Below are 26986 nucleotides of genomic sequence, written 5' to 3' on the forward strand. Positions count from 1 at the left end.
GCGCGGGGCCCTCTCACCCGTGCAGGGGCGAGGGGGCCTCGGAGGGGGCCTCGTCCAGCGTGGCCCTGGGGCGCAGCGAGAGCGCCAGGGCCATGGCCACCAGGCACACGCCGCCCACCGTCATGATGACCTGGGCATGGGTGAAGCCGGCGTGCTCGACGAGCGCCGCCATGCCGGTGGGGATGAAGGCCGCCACGAAGGCGCCCACGTGGAAGACGAGCCCCACGCACTTGCCTCGGATGCTCGCTGGGAAGAGCGAGGTGAGCAGCAGTGGGGCGATGCCCGGAGGGGCCGCGCCGAAGAAGCCGCCCGCGAAGGCGCCCAGCCACATCAGCCCGGGCACCGTGCCCACGTAGAGCGGCAGGAAGGGCAGCATGCCGAACGCGGCGATGGCCACCGCCTTCGCCACGCCCAGCCGCGAGGCCAGCATCCCGCACATCGCCGTCCCCAGCAGCATGCCCACGTTGACGAGCGTCACCAGCACCGACACGCCCTGGATGCTCATCCCCAGCTCCGTCTTCAGCAGCACCGGGTAGAGGCTGGTGAGCCCGTAGTAGCCCCCGAAGTTGCACGCCATCACCAGCGAGCCCCACGCGAGCCGCGTCAGCAGCACCGGATCCCTGAGCCCTTGCGAGGGCCGGGCGCGCCGCTCGGCGAGGGCCTTCTCGGGATCGAAGCTCTCCGGCACGCCGTAGCGGATGGGCAGCACCAGCAGCGCCGGCACCGCGGCGATGACGAAGAGCGCCCGCCAGCCCCACAGCGGCACCACGACGCCGGACACCACCGCGGCCAGCAGGTAGCCCACGGCCCAGCCTCCGTGCAGGATGCCCGAGGCGATGCCCCGGCTGCGCTCGGGCCAGTTCTCCATGGCCAGCGTGGCGCCGCTCGTCCACTCGGCGCCCATGCCGAAGCCGAACAGCGTGCGCAGCACCAGCACCCAGGTGATGGAGGGCGCCAGTGCCACCGCGCCGTCACACAGCGCGAGCCAGACGATGGAGAGCATCAGCGGCAGCTTGCGGCCCCACCGGTCCGCCACCGCTCCCGCTGCCACTCCGCCCACCAGCCGCACCAGCAGCGTGAGCGTGATGGAGCCCGCCAGCACCGTCACGCCGACGCCGAACTCCTTGGCCATCTCCGGCATCACCAGCAGGTAGATGGTGAAGTCGAAGGCATCCAGCACCCAGCCCACCCAGGCCGCCAGGAACGTCCGCCATTGCTCCCTCGAGGGCTCCTTCCACCAGGGCAGCGCCCCTAGAGCCGGAAGTGCCGCCTCGCCGCGGTCGCCCGCGAGTCCCTGGGTGTCCCCCTCACCGGTGTGCATGTCCAGGAGGATACCGGAGCCCCGGGGGATGCGCTCGCGGGTGAACGTCTCCGGCACGTCCCTCCTTGCGCGGGCAGGCGGGCGTGGCCAACCCGTTGCCTCGAATATCGCCCAGGAGGCCTTCGTGCGTTTCCGCACACTTCTCAGCGTGGCCGTCCTTCTCGCCGGCCTGCCCGCGCTGGCCCAGCAGAGCATCGCGGTGCCGCCCACGCTGGAGACGGCGCAGGTGCTCGGCACCGGGACCGTGGTGCAGGGCGCGGCCCTGTGGATGCACCCCACGGACCCGGCCAACAGTCTGCTCCTCGTGGCGGACAACCAGGTCGGGCTGCTCGCCTTCCGGACCACCGGCGCCCTGCTGTTCTCCCTGTCCTCCGACGGCGTGGCCGCGGGCGTGGACGTGCAGGAGAACGTCCAGGTGACGGGCATCTCCCAGTCCCTGGTGATGGTGGCCAACCCGAGCATCCAGGCGCTCGTGGCCTACCTCATCGATCCCACGACGCTCGGACTGCGCGGCGCGGGGCTGTCCCCCATCACCACCTCGGGCTTCGTGCCCAACAGCGTGGCCCTGTACGTGAGCCCCACCACCGGGCGCTTCTTCGCCTTCGCCGGGAGTGCCACCGGCGTTGTCGCGCAGTACGAGCTCACCGGCCAGGTGGGGGATGGCGGCGTCGGAGTCACCCCGGTGCGCACCTTCGACGTGGGGGACTCCGTGGTGGGCCTGGCCGTCGACGATGCCCAGCGCACGCTCTACGTCGTCGAGCAGGGCAGTGGCATCTGGCAGTACGGCGCCGAGCCCGACGCGGGGGATGCCCGGGTCCTGGTGGATGGCATCACCGGAGGCGGGCTCGACGCCCCCCTGGGAGGCGTGGCCCTCTACACGGCGTCCGGAGTCCGAGGCTACCTGCTGGCGGTGAGCGGGGGCGCGAACGCGGTGCGCATCTACGAGCGGCAGCCCTCCGCCCACACGTTCCGGGGCAGCTTCACCGTGGCCCAGGACGGTGGAATCGACGCGGTGGATCGTCCGCGCCACGTGGTGGTGACCAACCGGGCCCTGACGGGCTTCCCGCTGGGCATGGTGGCCGTGCACGACAGCACCAACACCCCGGGCGGCAACGAGAACTTCAAGCTCGTCCCGTGGCAGGCCATCGCCACCGGCTTCACGACGCCGCTCGTCGTGGACACGGGCAATCCCACCACGTCCACGGATGGAGGCACGCCGGACGCCGGGACGGAGGATGGAGGGGGTGGGGGAACTCGCCCCGACGTCCCTCCGTTGGGCACTCCGGGCGGGTTGCCGCCGGGCGACGGCAATGGCCTCCATTGCTACTGCTCCTCGGTGTCCGTGCCAGGCTCGGTGCTGCTCGTGCTGGCGGGCGTGCTGCTGCTCTCGCGCCGCCGTCCCAGGGCCTGATGCGGGTTGCCTGCGGGGGGCGGCTGGGCTCAACTCGCCGCCCGCATGTATTCCTCCCGACTCCTCTTCGCGCTGGTGGCCCTCGTGGCCGCCGGGTGCGCCAGTGCTCCGCGTCCCGCCGAGCCGTCCGCCCAGACGTCCTCTCCTTCCTCCCAGGCCCTCCAGGCGCCCGCCGAGCCCGTGCGGCTCACCCTGGTGGCCACCAATGACTTCCACGGCTGGCTGATGCCCCAGAAGACCTCGCTGCCCGGTGGGCTCGAGGTGGAGCAGGGGGGGGCGGCCGTCTTCGCCGGCTACGTGGCCCGGCTGCGCGCGGACAACCCGGGCGGGGTGCTGCTGCTCGACGCGGGAGACCTCTTCCAGGGCACGCTCGCCTCCAACCTCACCGAGGGCGCCGCCGTCATCGACGTCTACAACCAGCTGGGCTACACGGCCGCGGCGCTCGGCAACCACGAGTTCGACTACGGGCCGGTGGGCCCCCGCGCGGTGCCCGGGCCGGGCGAGGACGCCGTCGGAGCGCTCACCGCGCGCATCCGCCAGGCGCGCTTCCCGCTGCTCACCGTCAACGTGCGCGACGCCGCCTCCGGCCAGCCTCCCGCGTGGCTCGGCAATGACGGCACGCTGCTGGTGACGCTCAAGGGCGTGAAGGTGGGCATCGTGGGCCTCACCACTCCGAGCACCCCGCGCATCGCCAACCCCACCCACGTGGCTTCCCTGCGCTTCGAGCCCATGCTGCCCACCACGCTGGAGGCCGCGAAGCGCCTGCGGGCCCAGGGCGCCGAGGTGGTGGTGGGCCTGGCCCACGCGGGTGGCAAGTGCACGGACCTCTCCAACCCGCGCGACACCTCGAGCTGTGATCGCTCGGATGCGGAGATCCTGGAGCTCGTCGAGGCGCTGCCCGCGGGCACCCTGGACGCCGTCTTCGCCGGCCACACCCACCAGCCCATGGGCCACTTCTTCAAGGACGTGCCCATCCTCTCCACCTCGGGCCTGGGCCGCTCCTTCGGCGTGGTGGAGCTCTTCGTGGACCCGGCGAGCCGCGAGGTGGTGCCCGCGAGCACCCGCATCCAGGCCGCCATTCCGGTGTGTGGCCAGGTGGAGGCGACGCGTGGAAGTTGTGATCCGCGCCAGCTGAAGGACGTGGGGGCCTCGGCGCGGCTGGTGCCCGCCACGTTCCTCGGGGGCCCCGTGGAGCCGGACAAGGCGGTGGAGGCGCTGGTGGCCCCCGCGCTCGCCCGCGTGGAGGAGGTGCAGCGCCAGTCCCTCGGCGTCACCGTCACCGCGCCCCTGGGCCGCAACTACGAGGCCGAGAGCGCGCTCGGCGATGTCCTCACGGACGCGCTGCGGGAGATGGAGAAGGTGGACGTCGCGCTGCTCAACTCCGGCGGCCTGCGCGCCAACCTGAAGGCCGGTGCGCTCACCTATGGTGACCTCTATGAGGTGTTGCCGTTCGACAACACGGTGTCCATCGTCACCGTCAACGGCGACGAGCTGCGGCGCCTGCTGACTGCCGCCTATGGCTCGGGCTCCGGCGTCTTCCAGCAGTCCGGGTTGAAGGTGAAGCTCTCCCGCTGCCCCGGCCCCGAGCGCCTGCGCGACGTGACCCTGGCCAATGGCAAGCCGCTCGAGTCCGGCCGCCTCTACCGGGTGGTCATGCCGGACTTCCTCGCGCGCGGTGCCGCCGGGCTGGCCCCGGTCCTGTCGCAGCTGCCCGCCGAGCGCATCGACCTGGGCAGCGACCGCGAGGTGATCCTCCGGGACGGGCTCGCCACCTGGTGGAAGGGCCGGGGGACGGCCCTCTCCGCGCCCGCTACAGGCCGCATCAGCTTCGTGGACGAGGGCGTGGCGTGCCCCTCCAAGGACGCCGCTGGGGCCCGTTCCGAGCGCCCTTGACAACGGGCCCGGAATCGCGCGCGGGCCGGAAAATCGGCTCGGGCGCGATTGCGCCTCCCCCGGGAGCGCGCGCAAGTGGCCGAGATCCGGGCAGATCCCATCCTGGGCCGAAAAATCGGCCTGGGATCAGTTTCCAACGACCGTTTTCCTCCTTAGTCTAGGGGAGGCGCGCCGTGATCCGAGGAGCCTTGGAAGGCACCGATCGCGGCCCGCCGGCTGGGAGGGACACACATGCTTTACAAGGTTACCCCGATGATGCCGCCACCGGCCTCGAAGGAGGCCAAGACGGCGCGCGAGCCGGGGCAGCCGCGCAAGCGGCGCAAGTCGGCGGTCTACGATGCCGACGGGCACGAGGTGCTCATTTCGCTGATGTGCCTGAAGTGCCGCACGCTCAAGCCGCTCGCGCAGTTCGGTCTGCGCAAGATGGCGGACGGCGCCATCCGCAACCAGCCCTGGTGCCGTGGGTGCCGCTCGGGCGCGGGGACGCGCAAGCCCAAGGATGACAAGGCCACCGAGACGATGAACGTGGTGGCCGAGGCTCCCGCGGCCGTCGCGCCCAACCTCCAGGTGGTGCCGGCTCCGGCCGCCGCTTCCGCCGAGGAAGAGGCTCCGGTCGCCGTCGCCTCGCGGGGCTGAACTGATCCAGCCTGGCTGTGTCCCTCCGAGGGGCGGAGCGCTTCGCTTCGACCCTGGATGGAGGGATCTACCCAGGGGCTGGCGCGGCCCGGCGTCGGGCCAGCACGCAGCCCAGGGTGAGTCCGGCGAGGACTCCGTCGAGCACGTGCCACAGCACCCACTTCAGCTGCAGATCAATCGGTCCTGACGGCGGGGCATGCGCCAGCCTCGGTCCGAGCAGCACGGCTCCGAATGCGACGGTGGGCAGCAGCACCCGGAGGAAGTCGCGCCAGCGGCCACCCGGGGCTTCGGGCAGGTGCGGGTAGTGGCGCACCAGGAATCCCAGCACCACCAGCGAGCCCACCACCGACGAGCCGTGCTGCAGCCACGTGGCGAGCGGCAGCTCCCAGGGGCCCAGCGTGAGGGGGTTGTCGGGGTAGAGCACGCTCGAGGGCCAGCGGTAGCGGTGGGTGAAGCTGTCCCAGATGGCGTGGGTGGCCGCGCCGAGCCCCACCGCGAGGATCGCCAGGGCCCAGGCCCGCGCGCCCCGGGGGAGTCCTCGGGTGAGGAGGAAGCGGCCCCACTGGACACCGCCCACGGCGGGCAGCGTGCGGTGCAGCACCGGGAGCACCAGCGCCTCCAGCCACACCCAGAGGAGCAAGCCCACGGGCAGGCTGAAGCGCAGCAGTCCCTCCGGAGTGTGGGAGCTGCGCGAGCCCATTCCGAACAGGTACGCGAGGTCGGGCACGCTGGCCCCCACCACGAGCGCGGCCGGGGGAAGCCCGCGGAACCGGCACAGGGGCAGGATCGCCGCGGCATGGGCGGGCAAGGTGAGGGGCATTCGTCACGGATGATAGTAGCTTGGGCGCGTGTCCAACGACGCTCAGTTGCTCCAGAACGCTCCTTCCCGCCGCCGGGCGCTGTCCGAAGCGGCGCTCGTGCTCGTCACCGTGTTCATTCCGGGCTCGCTCGCCGTGCTCGACCTGGTGCCGCGCCTCGCCGTCACCTGCCTCCTGGCCGCCTGGGGGCTTGTGCTCCTGCGCCCCTGGGAGGACTGGCGCGCGGGCCAGGTGCCCCGCGCGGTGGGCACTGTCCTTCTCTTCGGGCTGGCGCTCGGGGCTTCCATGGCGGGTGGATGGCTCGGAGGAGAGGGCGTTGCGCCGCCTCCCCGGCTCGGTGTCCGGCACACGGAGGTCTCCGTGGCGGGGGATGGGCAGGACGTGTCGAAGGTGGTGGAACTCACCCATGTGGTGCGGGGAGCGCCAGCGGACGGCCGCCTGGAGGTGGGAGACCGGATCCTCGGGGTGGATGGTCAGATGTTGTCCTCATCGGATCCCGAGGAGGAATTCCAGGAGCGCATCCGGACGGCGGGAGACGGGGCCAGCACCGAGATGCGGTTCATCGTCCAGCGCAAGGGTGAGATGAGCGAGGTGACGGTCCCCGTCGGACCCGCGCCGAATACCACCCCCTTCAAGAAGCCCGGCGCGATTCTGTGGCTGTGCCTTCGTGCGCTCGGGGTGAGTCTGCTCGTGGGGCTGTTGCTCTGGAGGGACGGGCAGGGGCCGGCTCAGCTCGGGTTCGTTCGCGAGGGGCTGGGGCGGGAGATCCTCCTCTCCATTCCCGTTCTCGTGGGGGCGTATGTCGCCAACATCGCCGCCTCCATTCCGCTCGCCTTGCTGGGGGTTCTCTTGAAGCTCTCCGACAAAGAGCTCTTGGCTCGCAAGGAGGTGGCCACTGGACTGGTGGAGATGGGGCTCAGCGTGCCGGTCTTCGCCATGGCGATGGTGCTCGTGGCGGGCTTCGAGGAGCTCGCCTTCCGGGGCTTCCTCGTGCCGAGGCTGAAGGTGCTTCTGGGGAACTGGCCCGCCGCGGTGTTGCTCTCGGCCGCGCTCTTCGGGCTGGGACACTTCTACGAAGGCACCCTCGCCGTCGCGCAGACCGCCGTGCTCGGGGCCTACTTCGGCTTCGTCTTCGTCTTCGTCCGCCGCTTCCGCCTGCCCTCCGTCATGCTGGCGCATGCGGCGTTCAACACCATCAACTTCACGTTGATGATCTGGCTCCAGAGATCAGGGTTGCTCGAGAAGATCACTGGAGCTCGGCCTCCGGCTCCTTGAACGGTTCACACGGAGGGGGGCACGGGGGCAACCCGGGGGCCAGATACCCTCACCCCGGGGGGCTTGCCCCCCCTTTGAACGACGGGGGGCTCCTCTCCCGAGGGGAGAGGGGAAGTAGGGGGCAGTGGGGATCGAGTGACGTCCGGATGTTGGTGGCTACAGACGCAGGCCCGCGGGCAGGGTGTCGCCGAGCGCTCGCGCTTCATCCGCCTCCTCGAGCGCCACCACTTCCGTCACCATCCGCACCCATGTGTCCGCTGCCTTCGCCGCTCGCAGCGCCTGGGCTGTCTTCGCTCGCAGCTCGGGGCTGATGTCCCGCATGCGGTCTCCCGTCAGCCGCGCCAGTTGTGCCGCCGCGAACGGCGCCCCGTCGATGCGCTTGAGGTCCAGTTCCAGCAGCAGCGACAGCCAGGCCTCCGCCACCTCCACGTCCACCACCTTGTGGCTGCTGCCGTAGAGGGGCACTCGCGCGCCCAGCCGTCCCAGTGCCCACGCCCACGGGCCGCCGCTCTTGTTCTCCGCCTTCAGCCGCGCTGCCACCCACCCGCCGAACTCCGCCTTGTCTCCCGGCTCCAGGTGCTCCAGCGACGCTGCCGTGCGCACCATCTCGTCCAGGCCCTCGGGCTGGATGCCCTTGAGCTTGCCCGGGGGTTGCGGCGCGTCCAGCGGCACCTTCCTCGCCAGGTGCGGCTTCAGGTAGTCGTAGAGCTTCCGCTGCTGCGCCTCGCTCAGGCCGCCCGCGATGCGCCGCCACATCACCCAGAACTCGATCCACACCGACTTCTCGGTGTGGTGCTGCACCAGCGGCTCGAACAGCGTGAACGTCTGCTCCGCCCGCCAATGGTCCAGCGGGTAGCCGAAGCCCGGCCGCAGCGTGTAGCCCGTCAGGCTGTAGAAGACGCGCTCGTGGTCCGCCGTGCGCCGCCGCTTGGAGGCCCCCGCGAACAGCGTGCTCCACAGCTCGCGCAGCACCGGCACCCGCCACGTCTCGCGCGGGCCCAGCACCTTCTCCAGCGTGCGCGACAGCTGCTTCACGTCCTTGGGGCCAATGGGCAGCGGCTTGTTGCCGTACACCCGCTCGGCGTTCTCCTTCGCCTCGGCGAAGCGCGCCGGCATGGACTCGGTGACGGTCAGCTCCCGCTCGCCGCTCGTGCCCCGCAGCTCGAACTCCAGGCGCCAGCGCTCGTCCGCCACGTTCGACACGGCGAACAGCTCCAGCGTCCCAATCTCCGTGAGCCCCGCCTGCAGGTGCACCGGCACCTCCGCCGTCTTCCCCGCGGCGCCCTTGAGCACCGTGTGGATGGGCGGCAGCGGCTTCAGCTCCTCCATCAGCGGCACCACGTCGCCCGGTTTGTCGATGCGGTCGCTCGTGGTGGAGTACAGCGTGAACTGCACCGGCCGCCCCAGCGTCAGCGTGAAGGAGCGCTCGCCGATGTCGACCTGGTTGCCCTCCTCGAAGCCTCGGGGGATGAGGCACAGCACCGGCTGCTCCGAGCTGTCCGCCGGCCGCTGCAGGGCCACGTAGTACGCACGCGCCGCGCCGCCGCCGATCTTCAGGCCGTGCCCGCGCCGCACCAGCCCGTAGTACGCCGCGCCGCGCGCCACCGCCAGCTCCAGCGACTCGTGCTTCAGCAGCCGGATGCGCGGAGCTCCCGGCCACCACGCGCTCACCGCCTCAACCAGCCGAGCGGACAACTGGGGCGAGTTGAAGACACCTCCGTTGAGCAGGATGGCGTCGGGGCGGGGCAGGGCGCCTTCCACGGGGGCCGTCTCTCCCAGGGCCGCGAAGCCCGCCGCCGCGTGCTGCGCGAGGAAGGCCGCCAGGTGCCGGGTGATGGCCGCGTCCTGCGCGTATGGCAGTCCCAACTCCTGCAGCGCCATGCGCGACACGCGCCGCGGCCGCTCCTGCGCACCCGAGCGCGGGAAGAAGCCGTCCATGACGAGGCGCTCCGCCTCCTCGCGCGTGAGCTCCGTGGACAGCGAGCCGCCCAGTAGCCGGCTGCCCTCGGAGACGAGTGACACGCCATAGCGCTCGGGAGGATTGTTGCCGAGCAGGGCCTCCTTGGCGGTGCGAGCCGCCTGGATGGCCTGGGTCCACTGGGTGGCGGACAGGCGCCGGTTGCCATCCGGGAAGAGCTTCTCCTCCACGCGTTTGGCGAGCGCGGCGTCCATGTTGTCGCCGCCGAGCATGAGGTGCTCGCCCACCGCGAGCCGCCGCAGCATGGGGCCCTCGGGGGACACGCCCGCGTGCACCAGGGTGAAGTCCGTGGTGCCGCCGCCCACGTCCACCACCAGCACCAGCCGCACGCCCTCCAGCGACTGCGCCAGATCCTTCCGGTGGCGCGCGGTGTAGTCGTAGAAGGCCGCCTGCGGCTCCTCCAGCAGGGTGAACTTCTCCAGGCCCGCCTTGCGCGCGGCGCTCACCGTGAGGGCGCGGGCCGCCTCGTCGAAGGAGGCGGGCACGGTGATGACCACCTCCTGTTGTGCCAGCGGGGCCTCGGGGTGGGCGTGGTTCCACGCCTGGGCCATGTGCTGGAGCAGCAGGGCACTGGCCTCCACCGGGGACAGCTTCGCCACGTCCGCCGGAGCGCCCCACGGGAGGATGGGAGCGGAACGGTCCACGCCCGGGTGGCACAGCCAGCTCTTCGCGGACGTCACCACCCGGCCCGGCACCCGAGCCCCCTGCCAGCGGGCGAGCTCGCCCACCACCTGCGAGCCGCTGTCGCCCCAGGGCAGGCGGAGCGAGCCGGCGGCGAGCTCATGGCCGGCGGGCACGTAGACACACGAGGGCAGCAGGGGCCGCGGGCTCACCTCGCCCTGGCGCACCAGTTGGGGGACGGGGAAGTCCTCCACGGGAGCGGTGGGCCCCTTCGCGGGGTCCACCGAGGCAACGGCGCAGTGCGTGGTTCCGAGGTCGATGCCGACGATGTGCATAGGCGTGCGGGCGGCCCTCCCGGGCCGCGCGGGGCTCCTTCTACTCCTTCATGCGGACGTTGAGCTCCAGCTTCCACTTGCCGGGGCCGTCCTTCTGCAGGCACCGCAATTCCAGCGTGCCCACCTCGGTGACGGCGGCCTGGAGGTTGACGGGGGTGAGGTCCCCGAAGGGCGTGGGCGTGCCCGGGAGCGTCGTCTCGATGGGGGCGAGCTCCTCGAACTCGGCACTGTCCACGTCGTCCACCAGGACGCCCACCTTGTCGTCTCGCCGCACGGACGAGGCGAAGAAGCGGAAGCGGGTGGGCTCGCCGGTGACGAGGCCGAACTCCTGCGGAGGCACGTCCGCCTGGGTGCCCTCCTCCATGCCGAAGGGGGCCACGCACAGCGCCTTCACCGGGGGCTCCATGCCGGGCACGGCGGGCATGGCCGTCTCCACGCCCACGTAGTAGGCGCGCGCCGTGCCGCCGCGGATGCGCAACCCATGGCCCTGCCGCACCCAACCGTAATAGGCCGCGCCGCGCGCCACGGACAGGTCCAGGTCCGCGCCCGCGAGCTCCTGGGCCGGCTGGCCACCGTCCGCGGTGAGCCACGCGTTGAGCACCTCCATCACCCGGGCCTTGAGCGGGCCCGCCTTGAAGACGCCGCCGTTGAAGAGCACGGCGGTGGGGTGGATGAAGGACTTGCCGCCCACGTTCACCGGCGAGTCCGGCGAGCTGGCCAGCGCCTGGGCCTGCCGGGTGAGGAAGGCGGCGAGGTGCTTCGTCACCGCCGGGTCCTGCGCGTACGGCAGGGCCATCTGCGCGAGACCGGTGCGCCGGGCCACGCGCGGCAGCTCCGCGACGGGGGAGGGCGGGAAGAAACCATCGGTGAGGACGCGGTCCAGGTCCTCGCGGGCCAGCTCCGTGCGCAGCGTGCCGCCGATGAGCGACGAGCCGCGGCCCGGAATCGCGATGGGCGCCTTGGCCATGGACGGATCGCCGTACAGCGTCTCCTTGGCCATGCGGCAGCCATAGGTGAGGGCGTTGAACTGCCACGCGTCGAGCTTCTTGCCCTCGGCGGTGAGGCGCTGGTTGAGCGTGTGCGCCAGCGCCAGGTCCATGTTGTCGCCGCCCAGGAGGATGTGGTCGCCCACCGCCACGCGGGTGAGCTCCACGTCGCCCGCGCGGTCTCGCACGGTGATGAGCGAGAAGTCCGTGGTGCCGCCGCCCACGTCCACCACCAGGATGACCTCGCCCACCTTCACGCGCTTGCGGAAGGCCTCGCCCTGCGCCTCCAGCCAGGCGTAGAGCGCCGCCTGCGGCTCCTCCAGGAGGATGATGTTCTCCAGGCCCGCGGCCTTCGCGGCCTCGAGCGTCAAATCCCGCGCGGCGGCGTCGAAGGAGGCCGGGACGGTGATGATGACGTCCTGCGCGGCCATGGCGTTGCCGGCGTCCTCCTTCGACCGGGCGAAGGTGTGGTCCCACGCCTCGCGCAGGTGGCGCAGGTAGCGCGTGGAGGCCTCCACCGGGGACACCCGCTGCACCTCCTCGGGGGCCTGCCAGGGGAGCAGCGCGCCGCGCCGGTCCACTCCGGGGTGGCTCAGCCAGCTCTTCGCCGAGGACACCAGCCGGGTGGGCACCTTGGCGCCGTGCACGCGGGCGAACTCCCCGGCGATGCTCGTGGCCGCCGGGTTCCACGGCAGTGCCAGGCTCCCCTGGGGGAACTCCTGGCCGCCGGGCAGGTAGAGGAACGAGGGCAGCAGCGTCCGCGCCTCCACGGTACCGGGTGCTATCAGCTGCGGGATGGGCAGCATGGACTGCGCCGCGCCGCGCGCCTTCGCCTCCTCCAGGTTGAAGTAGGAGACCGCGGAGTGCGTGGTGCCGAGGTCGATTCCAATCGCGTATCGGGCCATATGCGCTCCAATCTGGTGTCAGGACAGCTCGACTTCAGCGGGCGACAGCACCCGGGGATCCATCGCCGCGCTGGTGGACGGGAATTTCACGGCCGTGGTCATCCACCCGTGGTGCTTGAGCGCCCCCGTATAGGGAGGCTGGCCCGCCACGTTGCCGGTGAGGCGGATGCGCTGGGCATCGAAGCCCGCGGGCACGTTCACCCGGTCGCCCTCGGACTGGGGCAGCACCGGCTCCAGCGTGAGGTACTGGCGCAGCACCTTGCGGCACCCCTCGTGGACGATGCGGGCCGCGGCGCCCACGTCCGCGTCCGGGAACGACGCCACGTCCTCCTGGAGGAAGTCGATGAGGCGCCCCTCGCGCTGCAGCATGGCGAGGAACTGGAGGGCCGGGGCGTGCTCCCGCTCGGGGGGCAGCGCGGCAACCGGCTCCTTCTTTTCCGGCGCTTTTTCCGGAACGGGCTGTCCAGCGGGCTGCTCGGTGATCGGCTTTCCTGCCGGGAGCTCGCCCGCCGCGTCCGCCTGCTGCAGGGGGAGGACCGCCCGGGCGAACGCCGGGTTGGCCCAGATCCGCCAGAAGCACAAGAACGCGAGCCAGAAACGAGCGAAGAACGAGAGCGAAGGCTGGTCGGTCATCGGCTCCGGATAACAGACCCCCGGAGCTTTTCAATTCACTCGTAGGCCAAATGAAAAGGGCCTCACTGTTTCCAGTGAGGCCCTTCCCTGTTGCATGGTGGAGGTGGACGGGATCGAACCGACGACCTTCGCATTGCGAACGCGACGCTCTCCCAACTGAGCTACACCCCCGCAACCAACTATGTGTGCCAACCGGCGGGGCTTTTTCTCCGCCGCCGAAAGACGAACGGGCAGATACAGGACCCTATTCCACGTGTCAAGCCGGGAATCTTCCGGGCCTCTTGCGCGATTGACGCGCGGCAACTCGGGGTGTCATAAGAACCCCCTCCCATCAGGCGCTTCCCATCGGAATGTCTACTCCCTCATCGAAGTTGAGCCCGGCCGAGATTACGAAGCTGGAGCAAGCGTTTGCTTCGGATCCCTCCTCCGACGCGTACAAGCCGCTGGCCGAGGCGTACCTGGCCGCAGGTCGCTTCATGGAGGCCATGGTCGTCTGCAAGAAAGGGGTGAAGGCCCACCCTGATCGCGCGGATCCTCGTCTCCTCCTGGGCCGCGTGTACGCGGAGCAGGGCAAGGACAAGAAGGCCCTGGAAGAGGTGCTCGGCGCCCTTCAGGTGCAGCCCACCGACAAGGCCTCGCTGCGCATGGCGGGGACGCTGCAGCTGAAGACCGGAGAGGGCGAGGCCGGCAAGGCCAACCTTCTCAAGGCCTACGCCGCGGACCCCGCGGACGCCGAGACGCTCGCGGCCATGCAGCAGTATCAGGTGCAGCCGCCCCAGGCCGCCGCGCCCGCTCCGGCGCCCGTGGCCGCTCCGGCCCCCGTCGCCGCTCCGGCGCCTGTCGCCGCGCCCGTGGCCGCTCCGGCTCCCATGGCCGCCGCGCCCGCTCCCGCCGCCGAGCCCGCTCCGGCTCCCGCCGCCGCCCGCAGGCGTCCGGTGGCCGCCGAGCAGGATGAGGAGGAGGCTCCGCGTCCCAAGGCCCGCGCCGAGAAGCCCGCCAGCGCCCCGGCCCGCCGCGCCGCGCCCGTCGTGGTCGACGAGGACGATGACGTCGATGACGACGACGCGCCTCGCAAGTCGCGCAAGAAGGGCGGCGGCAGCGCCAGGTTCATCACCCTCGGCCTGGTGATCGCCGTCCCCCTCATCCTGGGTGGCTACTTCTGGCAGGGGCGCATGGCCGCCCAGCGCAACCGGGAGATCAAGAAGCAGCTCGACGCCGCCACCGAGCAGCTCAAGCACGACTCGTTCGCCTCCTACAAGAAGGCCTGCGAGGCGGCCGACAAGGCGCTCGAGGTGGACGACACCTCCACCGCCGCCCACGGCTACCTGGCCTACGCCTACGCCATCCGCTGGGGTGAGCACGGCGGCGGCGACGACGCCCGCAAGCGCGCCGAGGAGCACCTGGCCTCCGCCAAGAAGAGCGGGGAGATCAGCTCGCACCTGTACGCCGCCGAGGCGCTCATCAAGACGTACGGTGGCAAGGGCAAGGACGCGCTCGGCGAGCTCGAGGGCCGCGTCAAGAAGTTCGACGAGGAGGGCAAGCGCAGCTCGCTGCTGTACCTCACGCTCGGCCTCATCCAGATGAACGCGGGTGACCTGGACCGCGCCAAGGACAACCTGGAGAAGGCCCAGGGCCTGTCTCCGGATGATCCGCGCATCTACGCCGCGCTGGGTGCCGCGTACCGCCGGCTCGGCCAGGACGCCATCGCCTGGAAGAACTACGACTTCGCGCTGCGCTACGAGAAGGACCACCACGAGTCCCTGCTCGGCAAGTCCCTGCTGATGCTCGAGCAGGACGAGGCCAACTTCGGGCTGGCCGCGGTGATGATCAAGAAGCTGCTGGATGCCGATCCGCCTCCGTCGCCGCGTCAGCTCGCGGCGGCCAACCTGGCGCGCTCGCTGCTCATCTCGCGCGTGTCCGCGTCCATGGAGAAGCTCAAGCCCGAGGAGCAGGCCAAGCTGGCCGAGGCCACCGGGGTGCCCACCGACAAGGAGAAGGCGCGCCAGGAGCTGACCAAGGCCGAGGAGACGGGCTTCACGCTGGACAAGGCCAGCCCCGAGCTGTCGCTCATCAAGGGCCGCCGGCTGCTCTCCGAGAACGAGTACGACAAGGCCGCCGAGGAGATCCGCAAGGCCATCAAGATCGATCCCACGCGCGCCCAGTTCTACGTGGAGCTGTCCAAGGCCCTCATGGGCAAGCAGGGCGGCGAGAAGGAGGCCGCCGAGGCCCTCGTCACCGCCATCAAGACCATGGGTGACAGCCCCAAGCTGCTCACCATGCTGGGCAACGCCTACCGCAAGCAGAACAAGCTCAACGAGGCGATCGACGCGTACAAGCGCTCGGTGAAGGAGCCGAACGCGAAGAACCCCGAGGCCCGCCTGGCCATGGGCACCATCTTCCGCGAGCGGGGCGAGTGGACGATGGCCCAGGAGTCGCTGGAGAAGGCGAGCACCGAGTTCATCGGCCAGCCGGACCGCAACGCCACCGCGCTGCTCGAGCTGGCGCGCGTCTTCGAGGGCAAGGGCGACCCCGCCAAGGCCGACGAGACGTACCAGAAGGCGCTCAACGCGGACGAGAACTACTGCCCGGCCTACTACTTCTACGCGGCGTTCCTGAAGAAGGACCCGAAGCAGGCCACCAAGGCCAAGCCGCTGGCGCAGCAGTACATCACGTGCGCGCCCAAGGGCGAGTACGTGGCGCAGGCCGGCGCGTTGTGAGCCGGACTGCCGCTTCCGACAAGCGGTGCTGATGTCGACGGGCGCGGGGATGGTGAAAATCCCGCGCCCGTTTGCTTGAAGTGCGACTCCCCTCTGTGTAAGGGAGTCAGCCGTGAGCGCGCGTGCCGTGAGTCATCAGTCGAGCTTCGCTTCGGATCTGCTGTCCCTCACCAAGCCGAGGCTGTCCGGGCTGGTGATCGCCACCGCCGCGGGCGGCATGTGGCTGGCGCCCGGCGAGCTGACGGTGCCGCGCATCCTCGTGACGCTGCTGGCCACCGCGGGCACGGTGGGCGCCGCCAACGCGCTCAATTGCTACTGGGAGCGGGAGAGCGATCGCTTCATGGCGCGCACCCGCAACCGTCCGCTGCCCTCGGGGCGCATGGAGCCGGGCGTGGCGCTGGGCTTCGGGCTGGCCCTGGCGGCCCTGTCCCTGCCGGCGCTCGCGCTGGGCGCCAACCTGCTCACCGCGGGCCTGGGCCTGGTGGCGCTGCTCAGCTACGTGCTCGCGTACACGCCGCTCAAGGCGCGGACGTCCGCCTCCATGCTGGTGGGCGCGGTGCCCGGCGCGCTGCCTCCACTCATGGGCTGGACGGCCGTCACGGGACAGATCGACGCGGGCGGCTACGTCCTCTTCGCCATCCTCTTCCTGTGGCAGATCCCGCACACCATCGCGATCGGCCTGTTCCGCAAGGACGAGTACGCGGCGGCCGGCCTCAAGACCGTGGCGCTGGAGCGCGGGGAGGACTCCAGCCGGCTGCAGATCGTCCTCTACCTGGTGGCGCTGGTGCCCATGACGCTGCTGCCCTTCCAGCTGCGCATCGCCGGGGCGTGGTACCTGGCGGCCGCGGTGGTGCTGGGCCTGTCCTTCCTCGGACTGGGGGCGACCGGGCTCTTCCGGAGCCTGGGAAGGCCCTGGGCCCGTCAGACGTTCCTGTTCAGCCTGCTGTACCTGGCCGGCCTCTTCGCCGCGCTGATGCTCGACAGCGGGGGACACGGTTGATTCGAGGATGATGCACTCCGCGGTGCCCCTGCTGCAGCTCGACGGCCTCACCCGGCGCTTCAAGGCGCGCGTGGCGCTCGAGGGGCTGAACCTCGCGGTGGGCGCGGGCGAAGACACTCCCGCCTTCACCGAGGAGCGTGCGCCGGGCGGGCTCGCGCTCCAGTGGTCCACCGTGCGCGTGCTGCTGGCGCGCGACGTGGTGCGCTTCTTCCGACAGCCCAGCCGGATTGTGGGCGCGCTCGCCCAGCCCATCCTCTTCTGGTTCGTCATCGGCGCGGGCTTCGCCGGCTCCTTCCGCGTCGAGGGCGCGCAGGGCCTGGACTACCAGCGCTTCTCCTTCCCGGGTGTCGTCACCATGGTGGTGCTCTTCAGCGCCATCTTCGCCACCATCTCCGTCATCGAGGACCGGCGCGAGGGCTTCCTCCAGTCGGTGCTCGCCGGGCCGGGCTCGCGCCTGGCGGTGGTGCTGGGCAAGGCCCTGGGCTCCTCGGCCATCGCGCTGCTGCAGGCCTCGCTCTTCCTCCTCTTCGCCCCCATGGCCGGAGTGAAGGCCGCCACCCTGGATGTGCCGCTGCTGCTGACGGTGATGGTGCTCTCCGCCCTGGGCCTCACCGGCATGGGCATCGCCCTGGCCTGGTGGGTGCGCTCCACCGCCGGCTACCACGCGGTGATGAGCATCGTCCTGCTGCCCATGTGGGTGCTCTCCGGTGCGATGTTTCCCCTCAAGGGGGCCGGGCCGCTGTTGGCGTGGGTGATGCGCCTCAACCCCATGCGCTTCTCCGTCGAGGGCGTGCGGCGCGCGTTGTATGGCGCCGAGGCCTCGCTCGCCGTGGGCACCGCTTCTTCTGGCGCGGGTCTCGAGGTGCCCGTGCTGCTGGTGTTCGCCACCGTCTTCCTGGGGCTCGCCGCTTTGAGCGTTAGTAGACGCGAATAGCCGGAATAGCTGTTGTTCCGTTGGTTCCGCGACCTCTCTTCTGTTACGAGGGGTCCCCATGACATCTGGCCGCTGTGCGCGACCCGATACGCGTCGGCGACACGAGGGAGTGTTCACATGAAGTTGCGTACGCTGGGCGTCGCGGTGCTCGGTGCGGTGGGACTCGCCGCCGTGCCGGCCTGCCAGAAGCACGAGGCCCCTCCGGCCGCTCCCGTGGCCAAGGCCCCCGCTCCCGCGCCCAGGGCCGAGGCTCCCGCCCCAGCGCCCGCTCCGCCCGCCACCGGTGGCGGCACCGTGAAGGGCACCATCGCCTTCAAGGGCGCTCCCCCCACGCCCGCCTCCATCAAGCCCAGTGATGATCCCGCCTGTGATGGCATGGCGCTGAAGGAGCAGTCCGTCCTGGTGACGGACGGCAAGCTGGCCAACGTGCTCGTGCGCGTGCGCGGCCTGGTGCCCCACTCGCGCCCAGGCGAGCCCGCGCTCATCGACCAGCAGAAGTGCTCCTATACCCCGCGCGTGCAGGGCGTCACCGCCGGGCAGCAGGTGTTCATCAAGAACGGCGACGGCACGTTGCACAACGCGCGTGCGCTGAATGGCACGAAGACCGTCTTCAACGTGGCCCAGCCTCCCAACGCCAAGGCCGTGCCCCGCCCCCTGCCCGCCGATGCCGAGGTCATCCGCCTCAAGTGTGACATCCACCCGTGGATGGCCGCCTGGGTGGTGGTGAATCCGAATCCGTACTTCGCCACCTCGGGCTCGGATGGCGCCTTCTCCATCGAGCACCTGCCCGCGGGCACCTATACCCTCGAGGCCTGGCACGAGACGCTCGGGACCAAGACGGCCGAGGTGTCCGTCAAGGAAGGGGAGACGGTGACGGCCTCCTTCGAGTTCTCCTCCGAGGACGCCAAGGGCACGGCTTCCGGCGGGGTGAAGTAGGCACGGGTCCGGGGCTCCGGTGGGAACCCGGGGCCCGGATACCCTCACCCCCGCCCTCTCCCGAGGGGAGAGGGAGTGGCGGTGTCTACGTCTGGACGCGAGAGGATGCCGGTGGGTGCTGGGTCGCGGCGGGGCCCTCGCGTTTCACGGTGAAGCCCACCCGGGCGCCTCCTCCCGGACGGTTCTCCGCGAAGGTGTCGCCACCGTGCGCCCGGGCGATTCGCTGCACCAGCGCCAGCCCCAGTCCCAGCGAGCCCGCCTCCCGGGCCTCGCCGCCCCGGTCCTTCCGGTAGAAGGGCGCGAAGATGCGCGTCTCCTCGCCGGGCTGCAGCCCCGGGCCGCGGTCGTCCACGCAGAAGGCGAGCTGTCCGTCCCGCTCGAGCAGCCGCAGTGCCTCCACCCCCTGGCCGTGCTTGCGTGCGTTGTCCAGCAGGTTGGCCAGCGCGCGCCCCAGCAGCGTGGCGTCTCCCGTCAGCTTCGCCTCGGGCAGCTCCACGGACAGTGCCTCCGCGGGCAGCCCCGTACGCTCCAGTGCCCGTGCCGCCAGGTCCTTCCCGTCCAGCTCCCGGGGCGTCAGCTGGCCGAAGTCCAGCCGCGAGCTCGCGAGCAGCTCGCCCACCAGCGCGTCCAGCTCCACCACCTCGCGCTCCATCTGGTCCGCCGTCTGCTCCGAGCCTCCCGCGTCGCGCATCAACTCCACGAGCACCCGCATGTGCGCCAGGGGCGTGCGCAGCTCATGGGACACTGCGGCCAGCAGCTCGCGCTGATCCGCCATCTGCCGCTCGACGCGTGTGGCCATCTCGTTGAAGGCGTCGGCCAGCACGGACATCTCGCCGGTGGCGTAGCGGCCCAGATGCACGCGCGTGTCCAGCTTGCCCTCGCCCAGCTCCTGCGCCGCCCGCGCCAGCGTGTCCAGCGGCCGCGACAACCTCCGGGCGAGCCACCCCGAGGCCATCCACAGCGTGGTCCCGGCGAGAATCAGCACCATCGGCCCGCGCCAGGGCGCTCCCCGGGGCCGGGTGTGTCCGTAGCAGGCGTTCGCCGTGCCGAGCCTCACCCCGCCACGCTCCACCGGTACGGACATCTCCGCATGGGGAGGGCAGGGCTCACCGGCCCGAGACAGCAGTGCTCCGGAGGCATCCCGCAGCTCCACGCTGACGAGCAGGTCCTCGGAGATGGAGCGCACGAGCGCGTCCCGGCGCACCGGATCGTCCCACACCTCGACGAGGCGGTTGTTGATGAAGGTGCGTGCGCGAGTGGCCTCCTGGCGCCAGGAGCCATCCCCCATCAACCCGCCCATCACGCTCATCACCGTGCCCACCACCAGGCCGGTGGTGAGGATGGAGACGCCGAACCAGACGAAGAGCCGGCGGCGCAGCCGGGCGCGGATGAAGTGCCCCAACCGGCTCATGGGCCCGTAGCGGTGCCCGGCCCGGAGCCTGTGCAGGGGGTGGACCGGGTGCCCGTGCGGGTGGCGTCTCATGGGCCCTCTCATGGTCACTCCTTGGTGAAGAGGTAGCCCACGCCGCGCACCGTCTTGATGAGGCGGTTGCCCTCGTCTCCCAGCTTCTGCCGCAGGTGGGAGATGTGCACGTCCACGGTGCGCTCGCCCACCACGGTGTCGCTCCGGCCGGCCTCGCCGAGCAGTGCATCGCGGGGAATGACGCGCCCGGCCCGCCGCACCAGGGCCACCAGGAGATCGAACTCGAGCCCGGTGAGCTCCACCAGCTTGCCGCCCGTGCGCACTTCCCGGGCCGACACGTCGATGGAGACGCCACTGGACTCCAGCTTCTCGGCCACGGCCGCGGGCTGGGCGCGCCGCAGCACGGCCCTCAGGCGCGCGAGCAGCTCGCGAGGGCTGAAGGGCTTGGCCAGGTAGTCATCCGCGCCGAGCTCCAGGCCCACCACGCGGTCCGTCTCGTCGCCGCGCGCGGTGAGCATGATGACGGGCAGGGTGCTCTTCGCGCGGATGCGCCGGCACACCTCGAGCCCGTCCATGCCGGGCATCATCACGTCCAGCAGCACGGCGTCGTAGGTGCTGGCCTCCAGCGCGGCCAGGCCGCGTCCTCCATCGGGTGCATGGGTGACGGTGATGCCGTTCTGCCCGAGGTACTGCGCGAGCAGCTCGTACATCCGGGTGTCATCATCGATGAGGAGGACGCGGGTGGCCATGGGAGAGCACCGACTCTACTGCACCTGTGGACCCTGGGGCGCCTGGGCCTGGGGCTGCGGACCCTGCGGGGCCTGGGCGGGCGCCCACCGCGGGGCGCCGGAGCGGAAGGAGTCGTCGTCATAGGCCCGGCCCTGGCGGCAGTGGCCACCGTAGGCGTGACCGTAGCGGTGCCAGCGGTAGAGGCTGGCGAAGCCGGAGGAGTAGCCCGCGACGGTGCCGAGGGCGAGCAGGGCGATGAGAAAGCGGCGGCGCATGGTGTGTTCCTTTCCTGGTTCCGGGTGGAGGAGTGCTCAGCAGGACCGGGCGCCGCGCCAGCCGCCGCAGCCGCCGCCGTAGCCGGAGTGGCGGTAGCCGTGGCCCCAGCCGTGCTCGAGCATGTCCGCGAGCTCGCGCCGCTGCTTCGCATCCAGCGCCTCGTGGACCTTGGAGAGCGAGGTGCGCAGCGTCTTGCGGAGGTTGTCGATGAGCTCGTCGTGCTTCGCGTCCAGCTCGCGCAGGGCGGCGGCGTCGAAGGACTCGCCCCGCAGCGAGCGGGCGGCGGCGGCGCGGGTGGCGCTCATCTCGTCGCGCATCTTCGCGAAGGCCTCGGTGAGATCATCCGCGGCCTGGACGAGCACCTTCTCCTGGCCGGGCGAGGTGTCCAGGCGCTCGAAGAGCCACCGCATGCGGCCGCGCCAGCTCCAGCGGCCGGGGCCGCCGTGGCGGTGGTGCCAGCGGCCGCGGCGCAGGGTGTAGAAGAGACCGGCCAGGCAGGCGGTACCGAAAATGAATCCGAACATGTGCTGCTCCTTCCGTGAGCGGCCGGGCAGTCAGGAGCCCGGCATCCATCGGTTGGTGCAGAAGGTACGGGGGGGGTGTGAAGGGGGCGCCCAGTACTTATGAAGAAGTGTGAAGGCCACCCACTGGAATGGGGGGGAGGTGCGGACCGTTAACCCCCACAGGCACTTCAATGGGTAGGAGTGCCCGTCTGTAGTCCGTAGAACGCACGTGCAGAAAGCAGGGAAGTACATGGCAACCGGTACCGTGAAGTGGTTCAACGACGCGAAGGGCTTCGGCTTCATCGCGCCGGACGCGGGTGGCGAGGATGTGTTCTGCCACCACTCCGCCATCAACATGGATGGCTTCCGCTCCCTGGCCGAGGGCCAGAAGGTGGAATACGAAGTGACCAAGGGCCCCAAGGGCCTGCAGGCGCAGAACGTGCGCCCGGCGGGGTGACAGGCCTCGCCTCCACGGCCTGAGAAGGCCGTGTCCTTCGCGCCCGCTCTTCCCGTCGAGGGGGGAGCGGGCGTGTCGTTGCGGGGTTGGTGTGGCCCGGCGCTCCTTACCTTGTCCGGCAAAGGACAACCGCCAGCGTCCGCGAAGGAGACGAGATGGGCGACACCAGCGTGAAGAAGGTCGACTCCCACTTCTCCCCGAAGGGGGAGATGGGGCAGAAGTACCTGGCCGGAGGCATCCGGGTTTCCATGCGCCTGTGGGAGAACGAGCAGCCCGCCGAGCCGCTGCCCGCCGCGGCGCGCGACTACGAGACGGTCGGCTACGTCATCAAGGGCCGCGCCGAGCTGCACCTCGAGGGCCAGGTGCTGCTGCTCAACCCCGGGGACTCGTGGCTGGTGCCGAGAGGCGCGAGCCACACGTACAAGATTCTCGAGCCCTTCACGGCGGTGGAGGCCACCAGCCCGCCGGCGGCGGTGCACGGGCGCGACGAGAAGGAGAAGAACCGCGAGGGCGCCAAGGCCTGACGGTGGGGAAGGGGAGTGGGCCCTCCTGGATTCGAACCAGGGACCCATCGGTGAGCCGGGAGCGGGCGGGTTGGCAGGGGGTCGCCGCCCCTGTCACCGGCTCGCAGCCTGCGGAAAGCACTGGGGTTTCCAGTGGCGTGGAGACGGAGTCGGTTGGCACCGTTTCCACCGTTTCGACTCCGCGTGGTGCGCCATGCGTATGCGCCCAGGAGCCACACCATCTCCCCGGCGGACGTATCTAATTCTTAATCCACATCCAAGCTCCAAGTGCCCGCGTTCCAATGCTTCAACGCCTGGGATGCCTCAAAAGGAATCAGGCCTTCCCCCTTGGCTGCTTCCTCTAGAACGGGCCTGGCTTGCTCTGGTCGCTCGCTGAGCAGAAAAACCGCCGCGTAAACCCGAACATCCATGCGCGGATGCGCAAACAACGCCGCGAGTGCGTCCCGCCCCGCCTCACCGTGGTCTCGCAATTTCTTGAAAGCCGCCGTGTAACGCCTGGCGCACTTGTTTCCGGCCTTGCTATCACCTCTCATGATCGCATCTGTCTGTGCGGCCACGTTTCGAGCGAACTCCTCCGCAAGGCTCTCCACGTTCATTTCCAGATTCCTTTTTTGATGTTCTCGATCGCCAGCAAGCCAAACTCCCGCTGTGCCTCGTAAGACTGGGTGCTGAGCCACTTCCTGACCGTCAGCTTTGTGGACTTCGTGATGGCCGGTCGAATCGACGAATAGAAAGCACTGATGTCTGTGTGTAAATCCTTATCCAGGGCAATGACGTTTTCGGTGTTATGCAGGGCTGCGCCACCAAACCGTTTCTCATTCCCAGGAGTCTTCTCCACGATGTGATGCCATTCCTTTCCCGTCCCCGCGGAGCCCATGGCCGATTTGAAGCCACCAAACGACCCCCACGCCCTGTGTCCGTTAGGGAGGAGCTTGCCCCGAGCCGGTGCAGGACTCCCAGCGCTCACGCTCCGGGCAGCCATGGCCACGGCATGAGGCGCCATCACCACGCGGATCGTCCTCTCTGGCACCGAGAAAATAAGGCGCTCGGCTCCCGTTGCCGTCTCCAGCAGGCCCAAGCCGGTACTCGCCGCTACTCTCTCCGACGCTTGCGTGAATCCGGGGAGCATTGGGGCCTTGGACGCAAGGGCCACCGTTTCACCAATGGCCGCCGTCCCAACAATGACGAGAATCCGCACACTGTTGGGGCCAATGACACGCCCGAAACGCTCGCCGATCTCGCGCAACTCCGCAAAGGTAGAAGCCCGGGCTGCATCTTCGTAAAGCTGTGCATAGGCTCGCAGCAGGTCGAAGAATTCATAACCGAGATAACCCCATAAGGCGGCACTGAATACCAGGGCCGCGCCCTTTGTCACCGGATCTGGCACTGGTGCCAACAGCAGCGCCATATAGGCCGTGATGCTGATGCTAAGCATTGCCATCATCCGTGTGGGGTCGAGCATGGCCCGGACTTCCGCGTTGACTCCTTCCAGGGCTGGCCCAATCGCCAGGGCGAGCGCAAGGCTTCGCTTGTCGTCATCCTGGATGCGGGGCCCATCTTCAAACAGTGTCAGGCAATCCCCCGGAGTGCCGCACCGCTCGCAAAACAGACCATAGGACCGGGCGAGGTCTGATTGCCACGCTTCGCCGCTCGATGGCGCGGAAGCCAACGCCAGCCTACGGCCCACATACAACGGTGGGCGGGACGCTACCACCCGAAGCGGCATGTTGAGCCAGAGCGTTGTCATGGCTGCCGAAAACTCAGCGTCGCTTACTTGCACAGGCGCGAAGTCCGTGGGCAGCCTGGCAAAGAAAGCCTCTCCCGTGTCCTCGTTCTCGGCTTCTGGCTCCGGTTCCCACGGCTCGGGCGAGTCGTGCGACACCGGCGGACGGTAACGGGAAGCCGTCAAGCCTCCACCCTTGGGGGCCCCCGTGGCGCACGCTGTAACCAGCATCAGTGACGCCAGCGCCAGCGCGCCCGCGCGCAGGGGCCGTCGTGTGTCCATGTGACGAGTATCGACAGAAGGCCTGGGCATTGCCTCGCCTCTCCGGGCGAGCCGCCCGAGCAGAAAGTCCAATCCCGTCGAATTACAAAGAGCGGCTGACAAGCAGGTCAAGCCGTCGAGTCTGGTGTATTGCAGGCGTCTACTGGAAGCTCGACGTCGAGGACATGCGCGCGGGCCTGGAGCAGTTCAGCTTCCGGCCGGTCGAGGAACCCCTTGCCGAGGTGCTCCCGCTGGCCGTGGGCGGCCCGCATGGTGCGCCGGTGGTGCGGAGTTCGCAGGAGGCAGGATTCCGCTCCTGTGCCTCAGCGGAAAATCCTGAGGCGCGGTGCGGGGGAAGGGGAGTGGGCCCTCCTGGATTCGAACCAGGGACCAATCGGTTATGAGCCGACAGCTCTGACCGCTGAGCTAAGGGCCCCCCAGACACACCGGACGGCGCTGTGGGCGCCGCACTGACCCGGGAAGTATCGCGCACCCCGCGCGCGCGCAAGAGGGCGCGTGCCTCGCTGCTCAGCGTTGCACGCGCCAGTGCGTGCCCTGGCCTTCCAGGCGCACCCCCTCGGCCTTCAGCCTCCGCGCCTGCTCCACCGCCACCGCCGGTGCCAACAGCCCGTCCGAGCGGATCACCCGCCACCACGGCACGTTCTCCAGCGTCTTCAGCTCCCGCCCCACGCCTCGCGCCGCCCCCGGCCTCCCCGCGTACAGCGCCACCTGCGCGTATGAGCGCACCTCGCCCCTTGGAATGGCTCGCACCGCCCGGCGCACGGCCTCGGGGAAGGGGAGGGGTTTCGGGGGCTCGGGTCGGGGCTTGCTCCTGCTCGCTGTCTTCCGTTTCGCCGGCATGTGGCCTCCCTGCTCAGGGCAGACCCTCACCCTGGCCCTCTCCCAGTGGGAGAGGGGATCGCACACGAAAAAGCCCCCGGTCCTCTTCGGAACGGGGGCTTCTTCTTACCCACTCTCCGGCCCTCGGGGCATGACCCAGGGGGGCGGATACCCTCACCCCGACCCTCTCCCGGAGGGAGAGGGAGGGTTTAGGGAGGGTTTAGGGAGGGTTTAGGGAGGGTTTGGCGAGGGGGTGGACGAGGCTGGGCGCTCTTCTGCTCAGCTCTCCACGAAGGAGCGCAGGCGCTTGGAGCGGCTCGGGTGACGCAGCTTGCGCAGCGCCTTCGCCTCGATCTGACGGATGCGCTCGCGCGTCACCTCGAAGTCCTGGCCCACCTCTTCCAGCGTGTGGTCGCTCTTCTCGCCGATGCCGAAGCGCATCCGCAGCACCTTCTCCTCGCGCGGCGTCAGCGTGGCCAGCACCTTCCGCGTCTGCTCGGCCAGGTTCATGTTGATGACCGCGTCCGACGGCGACACCAGGCTCTTGTCCTCGATGAAGTCGCCCAGGTGGCTGTCCTCTTCCTCGCCGATCGGCGTCTCCAGGGAGATCGGCTCCTTGGCGATCTTCAGCACCTTGCGCACCTTGTCGAGCGGCAGCTCCATCTTCTCCGCGATCTCCTCGGGCGTCGGCTCGCGGCCGATCTCCTGCACGAGGTAGCGGCTGGTGCGGATGAGCTTGTTGATCGTCTCGATCATGTGCACCGGGATGCGGATGGTGCGGGCCTGGTCCGCGATGGCGCGGGTAATGGCCTGGCGGATCCACCACGTGGCGTACGTGGAGAACTTGTAGCCGCGCTTGTACTCGAACTTGTCCACCGCCTTCATCAGGCCGATGTTGCCCTCCTGGATCAGGTCCAGGAACTGCAGGCCGCGGTTCGTGTACTTCTTCGCGATCGAGATCACGAGGCGGAGGTTGGCCTCGACCATCTCTTTCTTCGCACGGCGGGCCTGGGCCTCGCCGACGGCGATCTCGCGGTTGATCTCCTTGATCTCGGCGATCGACAGGCGCGTGCGCTTCTCGTGCTCGGCGAGCCTGTTCTGGTCGCGCTCGATCTCCTCGCGGTACTTGCCGAGGGCGGCCGAGTGCTTGCGCTTCGCGCGCACGTGCTTGTCGAGCCAGGTCAGGTTGGTCTCGTTGCGCGGGAAGGTCTCGATGAAATCCGAGCGCGGCATGCCGGCGTCGCGGACGCAGCGCAGCATGATCGCCTTCTCGATCGAGCGGATGCCGTTCAGGTGCTCGCGCAGCTGGTTGATCAGCTGCTCGAACATCTTCGGCGACAGCTTCAGCTCCATGAACTCTTCGGCGAGCTTCTTGCGCAGCTTGATCGTCTTCGGATCCTTGCTGCCTTTCTCCTCGAGCGACTTCATGACCTGCGCGTAGACTTTGCCGAGCGAGGCAAATCGGCGCGCGGCCTCTTCCGGGTCCGGGCCGGTCTCGAGTGCTTCTTCCTCTTCCGTCTCGCCTTCCGCGACTTCCTCGTCGCTTTCCGCTTCCGGCGCTTCCTTCGCGGCCAGCTTCGGATTGATCGGTTCGGCGATGACGTCCGGCGCGTTCGGGTCGACGAAGCCGACGATGATGTCGACCAGGCGGCCCGTGCCCGACTTCAGCGGCTCGTAGGCCCGCTGGATGTATTCGAAGGTTGGCGGATAGTGCGACAACGCGCGACGCACCGAATCGAGGCCTTCCTCGATGCGTTTCGCGATCGCGATCTCGCCTTCACGCGTCAGCAGTTCGACCGTACCCATCTCGCGCATGTACATGCGGACCGGGTCGGTCGTGCGGCCGAATTC

At 69.8% G+C, this 26986-nt stretch carries 23 protein-coding genes and 2 tRNA genes; 10 read left to right on the forward strand and 15 right to left on the reverse strand.

Annotation, left to right across the window (positions count from 1 at the left end):
* Window positions 1–13: 13 nt before the first annotated feature.
* Entirely contained in the window at window positions 14–1378 is a 1365-nt protein-coding gene (locus VFZ09_RS44615; RefSeq protein WP_329733936.1) for an MFS transporter, read from the reverse strand.
* A 67-nt stretch (window positions 1379–1445) separates the two neighbouring features.
* On the opposite strand from VFZ09_RS44615, the gene VFZ09_RS44620 reads away from it, so the two are divergent.
* From VFZ09_RS44620 to VFZ09_RS44630, 3 genes are all read left to right on the forward strand, one after another.
* On the forward strand, window positions 1446–2732 hold the full coding sequence (locus VFZ09_RS44620) for a myxosortase-dependent phytase-like phosphatase (RefSeq protein WP_329733937.1): 1287 nt from the start codon (window positions 1446–1448) through the stop codon (window positions 2730–2732).
* 45 nt (window positions 2733–2777) lie between these two features.
* Window positions 2778–4625 (forward strand): bifunctional UDP-sugar hydrolase/5'-nucleotidase, encoded by a 1848-nt coding sequence (locus VFZ09_RS44625; RefSeq protein WP_329733938.1) that lies wholly within the window; start codon window positions 2778–2780, stop codon window positions 4623–4625.
* 231 nt (window positions 4626–4856) lie between these two features.
* Window positions 4857–5261 (forward strand): hypothetical protein, encoded by a 405-nt coding sequence (locus VFZ09_RS44630; protein ID WP_329733939.1) that lies wholly within the window; start codon window positions 4857–4859, stop codon window positions 5259–5261.
* A 67-nt stretch (window positions 5262–5328) separates the two neighbouring features.
* On the opposite strand, the gene VFZ09_RS44635 is transcribed toward VFZ09_RS44630, so the two are convergent.
* Entirely contained in the window at window positions 5329–6081 is a 753-nt protein-coding gene (locus VFZ09_RS44635) for a DUF4184 family protein (protein WP_329733940.1), read from the reverse strand.
* Between the two features lie 28 nt (window positions 6082–6109).
* Between VFZ09_RS44635 and VFZ09_RS44640 the strand changes: the two genes are divergently transcribed.
* A complete protein-coding gene (locus VFZ09_RS44640; RefSeq protein WP_329733941.1) occupies window positions 6110–7354 on the forward strand; it encodes a type II CAAX prenyl endopeptidase Rce1 family protein in 1245 nt (414 codons plus the stop codon).
* 156 nt (window positions 7355–7510) lie between these two features.
* On the opposite strand, the gene VFZ09_RS44645 is transcribed toward VFZ09_RS44640, so the two are convergent.
* From VFZ09_RS44645 to VFZ09_RS44660, 4 genes are all read right to left on the reverse strand, one after another.
* Window positions 7511–10288: an Hsp70 family protein gene (locus tag VFZ09_RS44645; protein WP_329733942.1), complete on the reverse strand. Its 2778-nt coding sequence runs from the start codon at window positions 10286–10288 to the stop codon at window positions 7511–7513.
* A 40-nt stretch (window positions 10289–10328) separates the two neighbouring features.
* Window positions 10329–12179 carry an Hsp70 family protein gene (locus VFZ09_RS44650; protein ID WP_329733943.1) on the reverse strand — a complete coding sequence of 617 codons (1851 nt, stop codon included), beginning with the start codon at window positions 12177–12179 and terminating at the stop codon, window positions 10329–10331.
* 18 nt (window positions 12180–12197) lie between these two features.
* Complete coding sequence (locus VFZ09_RS44655) at window positions 12198–12812, reverse strand: DUF2760 domain-containing protein (RefSeq protein WP_329733944.1); 615 nt, start codon at window positions 12810–12812, stop codon at window positions 12198–12200.
* A 95-nt stretch (window positions 12813–12907) separates the two neighbouring features.
* Window positions 12908–12983: transfer RNA gene (locus tag VFZ09_RS44660), tRNA-Ala, on the reverse strand.
* Between the two features lie 179 nt (window positions 12984–13162).
* On the opposite strand from VFZ09_RS44660, the gene VFZ09_RS44665 reads away from it, so the two are divergent.
* From VFZ09_RS44665 to VFZ09_RS44680, 4 genes are all read left to right on the forward strand, one after another.
* The gene (locus VFZ09_RS44665) at window positions 13163–15529 is read left to right on the forward strand and encodes a tetratricopeptide repeat protein (protein WP_329733945.1); all 2367 of its coding nucleotides are present in this window, start codon (window positions 13163–13165) and stop codon (window positions 15527–15529) included.
* Between the two features lie 112 nt (window positions 15530–15641).
* Window positions 15642–16529, forward strand: coding sequence for a heme o synthase (gene cyoE, locus VFZ09_RS44670; RefSeq protein ID WP_329733946.1), 888 nt, complete (start codon window positions 15642–15644; stop codon window positions 16527–16529).
* A 7-nt stretch (window positions 16530–16536) separates the two neighbouring features.
* A complete protein-coding gene (locus VFZ09_RS44675) occupies window positions 16537–17463 on the forward strand; it encodes an ABC transporter permease (RefSeq protein WP_329733947.1) in 927 nt (308 codons plus the stop codon).
* A 117-nt stretch (window positions 17464–17580) separates the two neighbouring features.
* Complete coding sequence (locus VFZ09_RS44680) at window positions 17581–18399, forward strand: carboxypeptidase regulatory-like domain-containing protein (protein ID WP_329733948.1); 819 nt, start codon at window positions 17581–17583, stop codon at window positions 18397–18399.
* 85 nt (window positions 18400–18484) lie between these two features.
* Here VFZ09_RS44680 and VFZ09_RS44685 read toward each other — a convergent pair whose 3' ends face one another.
* Genes VFZ09_RS44685 through VFZ09_RS44700 form a run of 4 tightly spaced genes read right to left on the reverse strand, consistent with a single transcriptional unit; the run spans window position 18485 to window position 21351 of the window.
* Entirely contained in the window at window positions 18485–19882 is a 1398-nt protein-coding gene (locus VFZ09_RS44685) for a HAMP domain-containing sensor histidine kinase (protein ID WP_414640803.1), read from the reverse strand.
* 14 nt (window positions 19883–19896) lie between these two features.
* A complete protein-coding gene (locus VFZ09_RS44690) occupies window positions 19897–20571 on the reverse strand; it encodes a response regulator transcription factor (protein WP_329733949.1) in 675 nt (224 codons plus the stop codon).
* Between the two features lie 15 nt (window positions 20572–20586).
* Window positions 20587–20826, reverse strand: coding sequence for a hypothetical protein (locus tag VFZ09_RS44695; RefSeq protein ID WP_329733950.1), 240 nt, complete (start codon window positions 20824–20826; stop codon window positions 20587–20589).
* Between the two features lie 36 nt (window positions 20827–20862).
* Window positions 20863–21351 (reverse strand): periplasmic heavy metal sensor, encoded by a 489-nt coding sequence (locus VFZ09_RS44700; RefSeq protein ID WP_329733951.1) that lies wholly within the window; start codon window positions 21349–21351, stop codon window positions 20863–20865.
* 229 nt (window positions 21352–21580) lie between these two features.
* Between VFZ09_RS44700 and VFZ09_RS44705 the strand changes: the two genes are divergently transcribed.
* On the forward strand, window positions 21581–21787 hold the full coding sequence (locus VFZ09_RS44705; protein WP_047856399.1) for a cold-shock protein: 207 nt from the start codon (window positions 21581–21583) through the stop codon (window positions 21785–21787).
* A gap of 155 nt (window positions 21788–21942) precedes the next feature.
* Window positions 21943–22311, forward strand: coding sequence for a cupin domain-containing protein (locus VFZ09_RS44710; protein WP_329733952.1), 369 nt, complete (start codon window positions 21943–21945; stop codon window positions 22309–22311).
* Between the two features lie 245 nt (window positions 22312–22556).
* Here the strand turns inward: VFZ09_RS44710 and VFZ09_RS44715 are convergent, their stop codons facing one another.
* From VFZ09_RS44715 to rpoD, 5 genes are all read right to left on the reverse strand, one after another.
* Window positions 22557–22907, reverse strand: a complete 351-nt coding sequence (locus VFZ09_RS44715; RefSeq protein WP_329733953.1) for a DUF2019 domain-containing protein — start codon at window positions 22905–22907, stop codon at window positions 22557–22559.
* Complete coding sequence (locus VFZ09_RS44720) at window positions 22904–24058, reverse strand: hypothetical protein (protein ID WP_329733954.1); 1155 nt, start codon at window positions 24056–24058, stop codon at window positions 22904–22906. Before VFZ09_RS44720 ends, VFZ09_RS44715 begins: the two co-directional genes overlap by 4 nt.
* A 600-nt stretch (window positions 24059–24658) precedes the next feature.
* Window positions 24659–24731: transfer RNA gene (locus VFZ09_RS44725), tRNA-Ile, on the reverse strand.
* A gap of 92 nt (window positions 24732–24823) precedes the next feature.
* The gene (locus VFZ09_RS44730) at window positions 24824–25156 is read right to left on the reverse strand and encodes an MGMT family protein (protein ID WP_329733955.1); all 333 of its coding nucleotides are present in this window, start codon (window positions 25154–25156) and stop codon (window positions 24824–24826) included.
* Window positions 25157–25414: 258 nt separating this feature from the next.
* Complete coding sequence (rpoD, locus tag VFZ09_RS44735; protein ID WP_414640805.1) at window positions 25415–26956, reverse strand: RNA polymerase sigma factor RpoD; 1542 nt, start codon at window positions 26954–26956, stop codon at window positions 25415–25417.
* Window positions 26957–26986 lie beyond the last annotated feature (30 nt).

Origin of the sequence: Archangium sp., from assembly GCF_036277355.1 — a bacterium.
Lineage (GTDB): Bacteria > Myxococcota > Myxococcia > Myxococcales > Myxococcaceae > Archangium.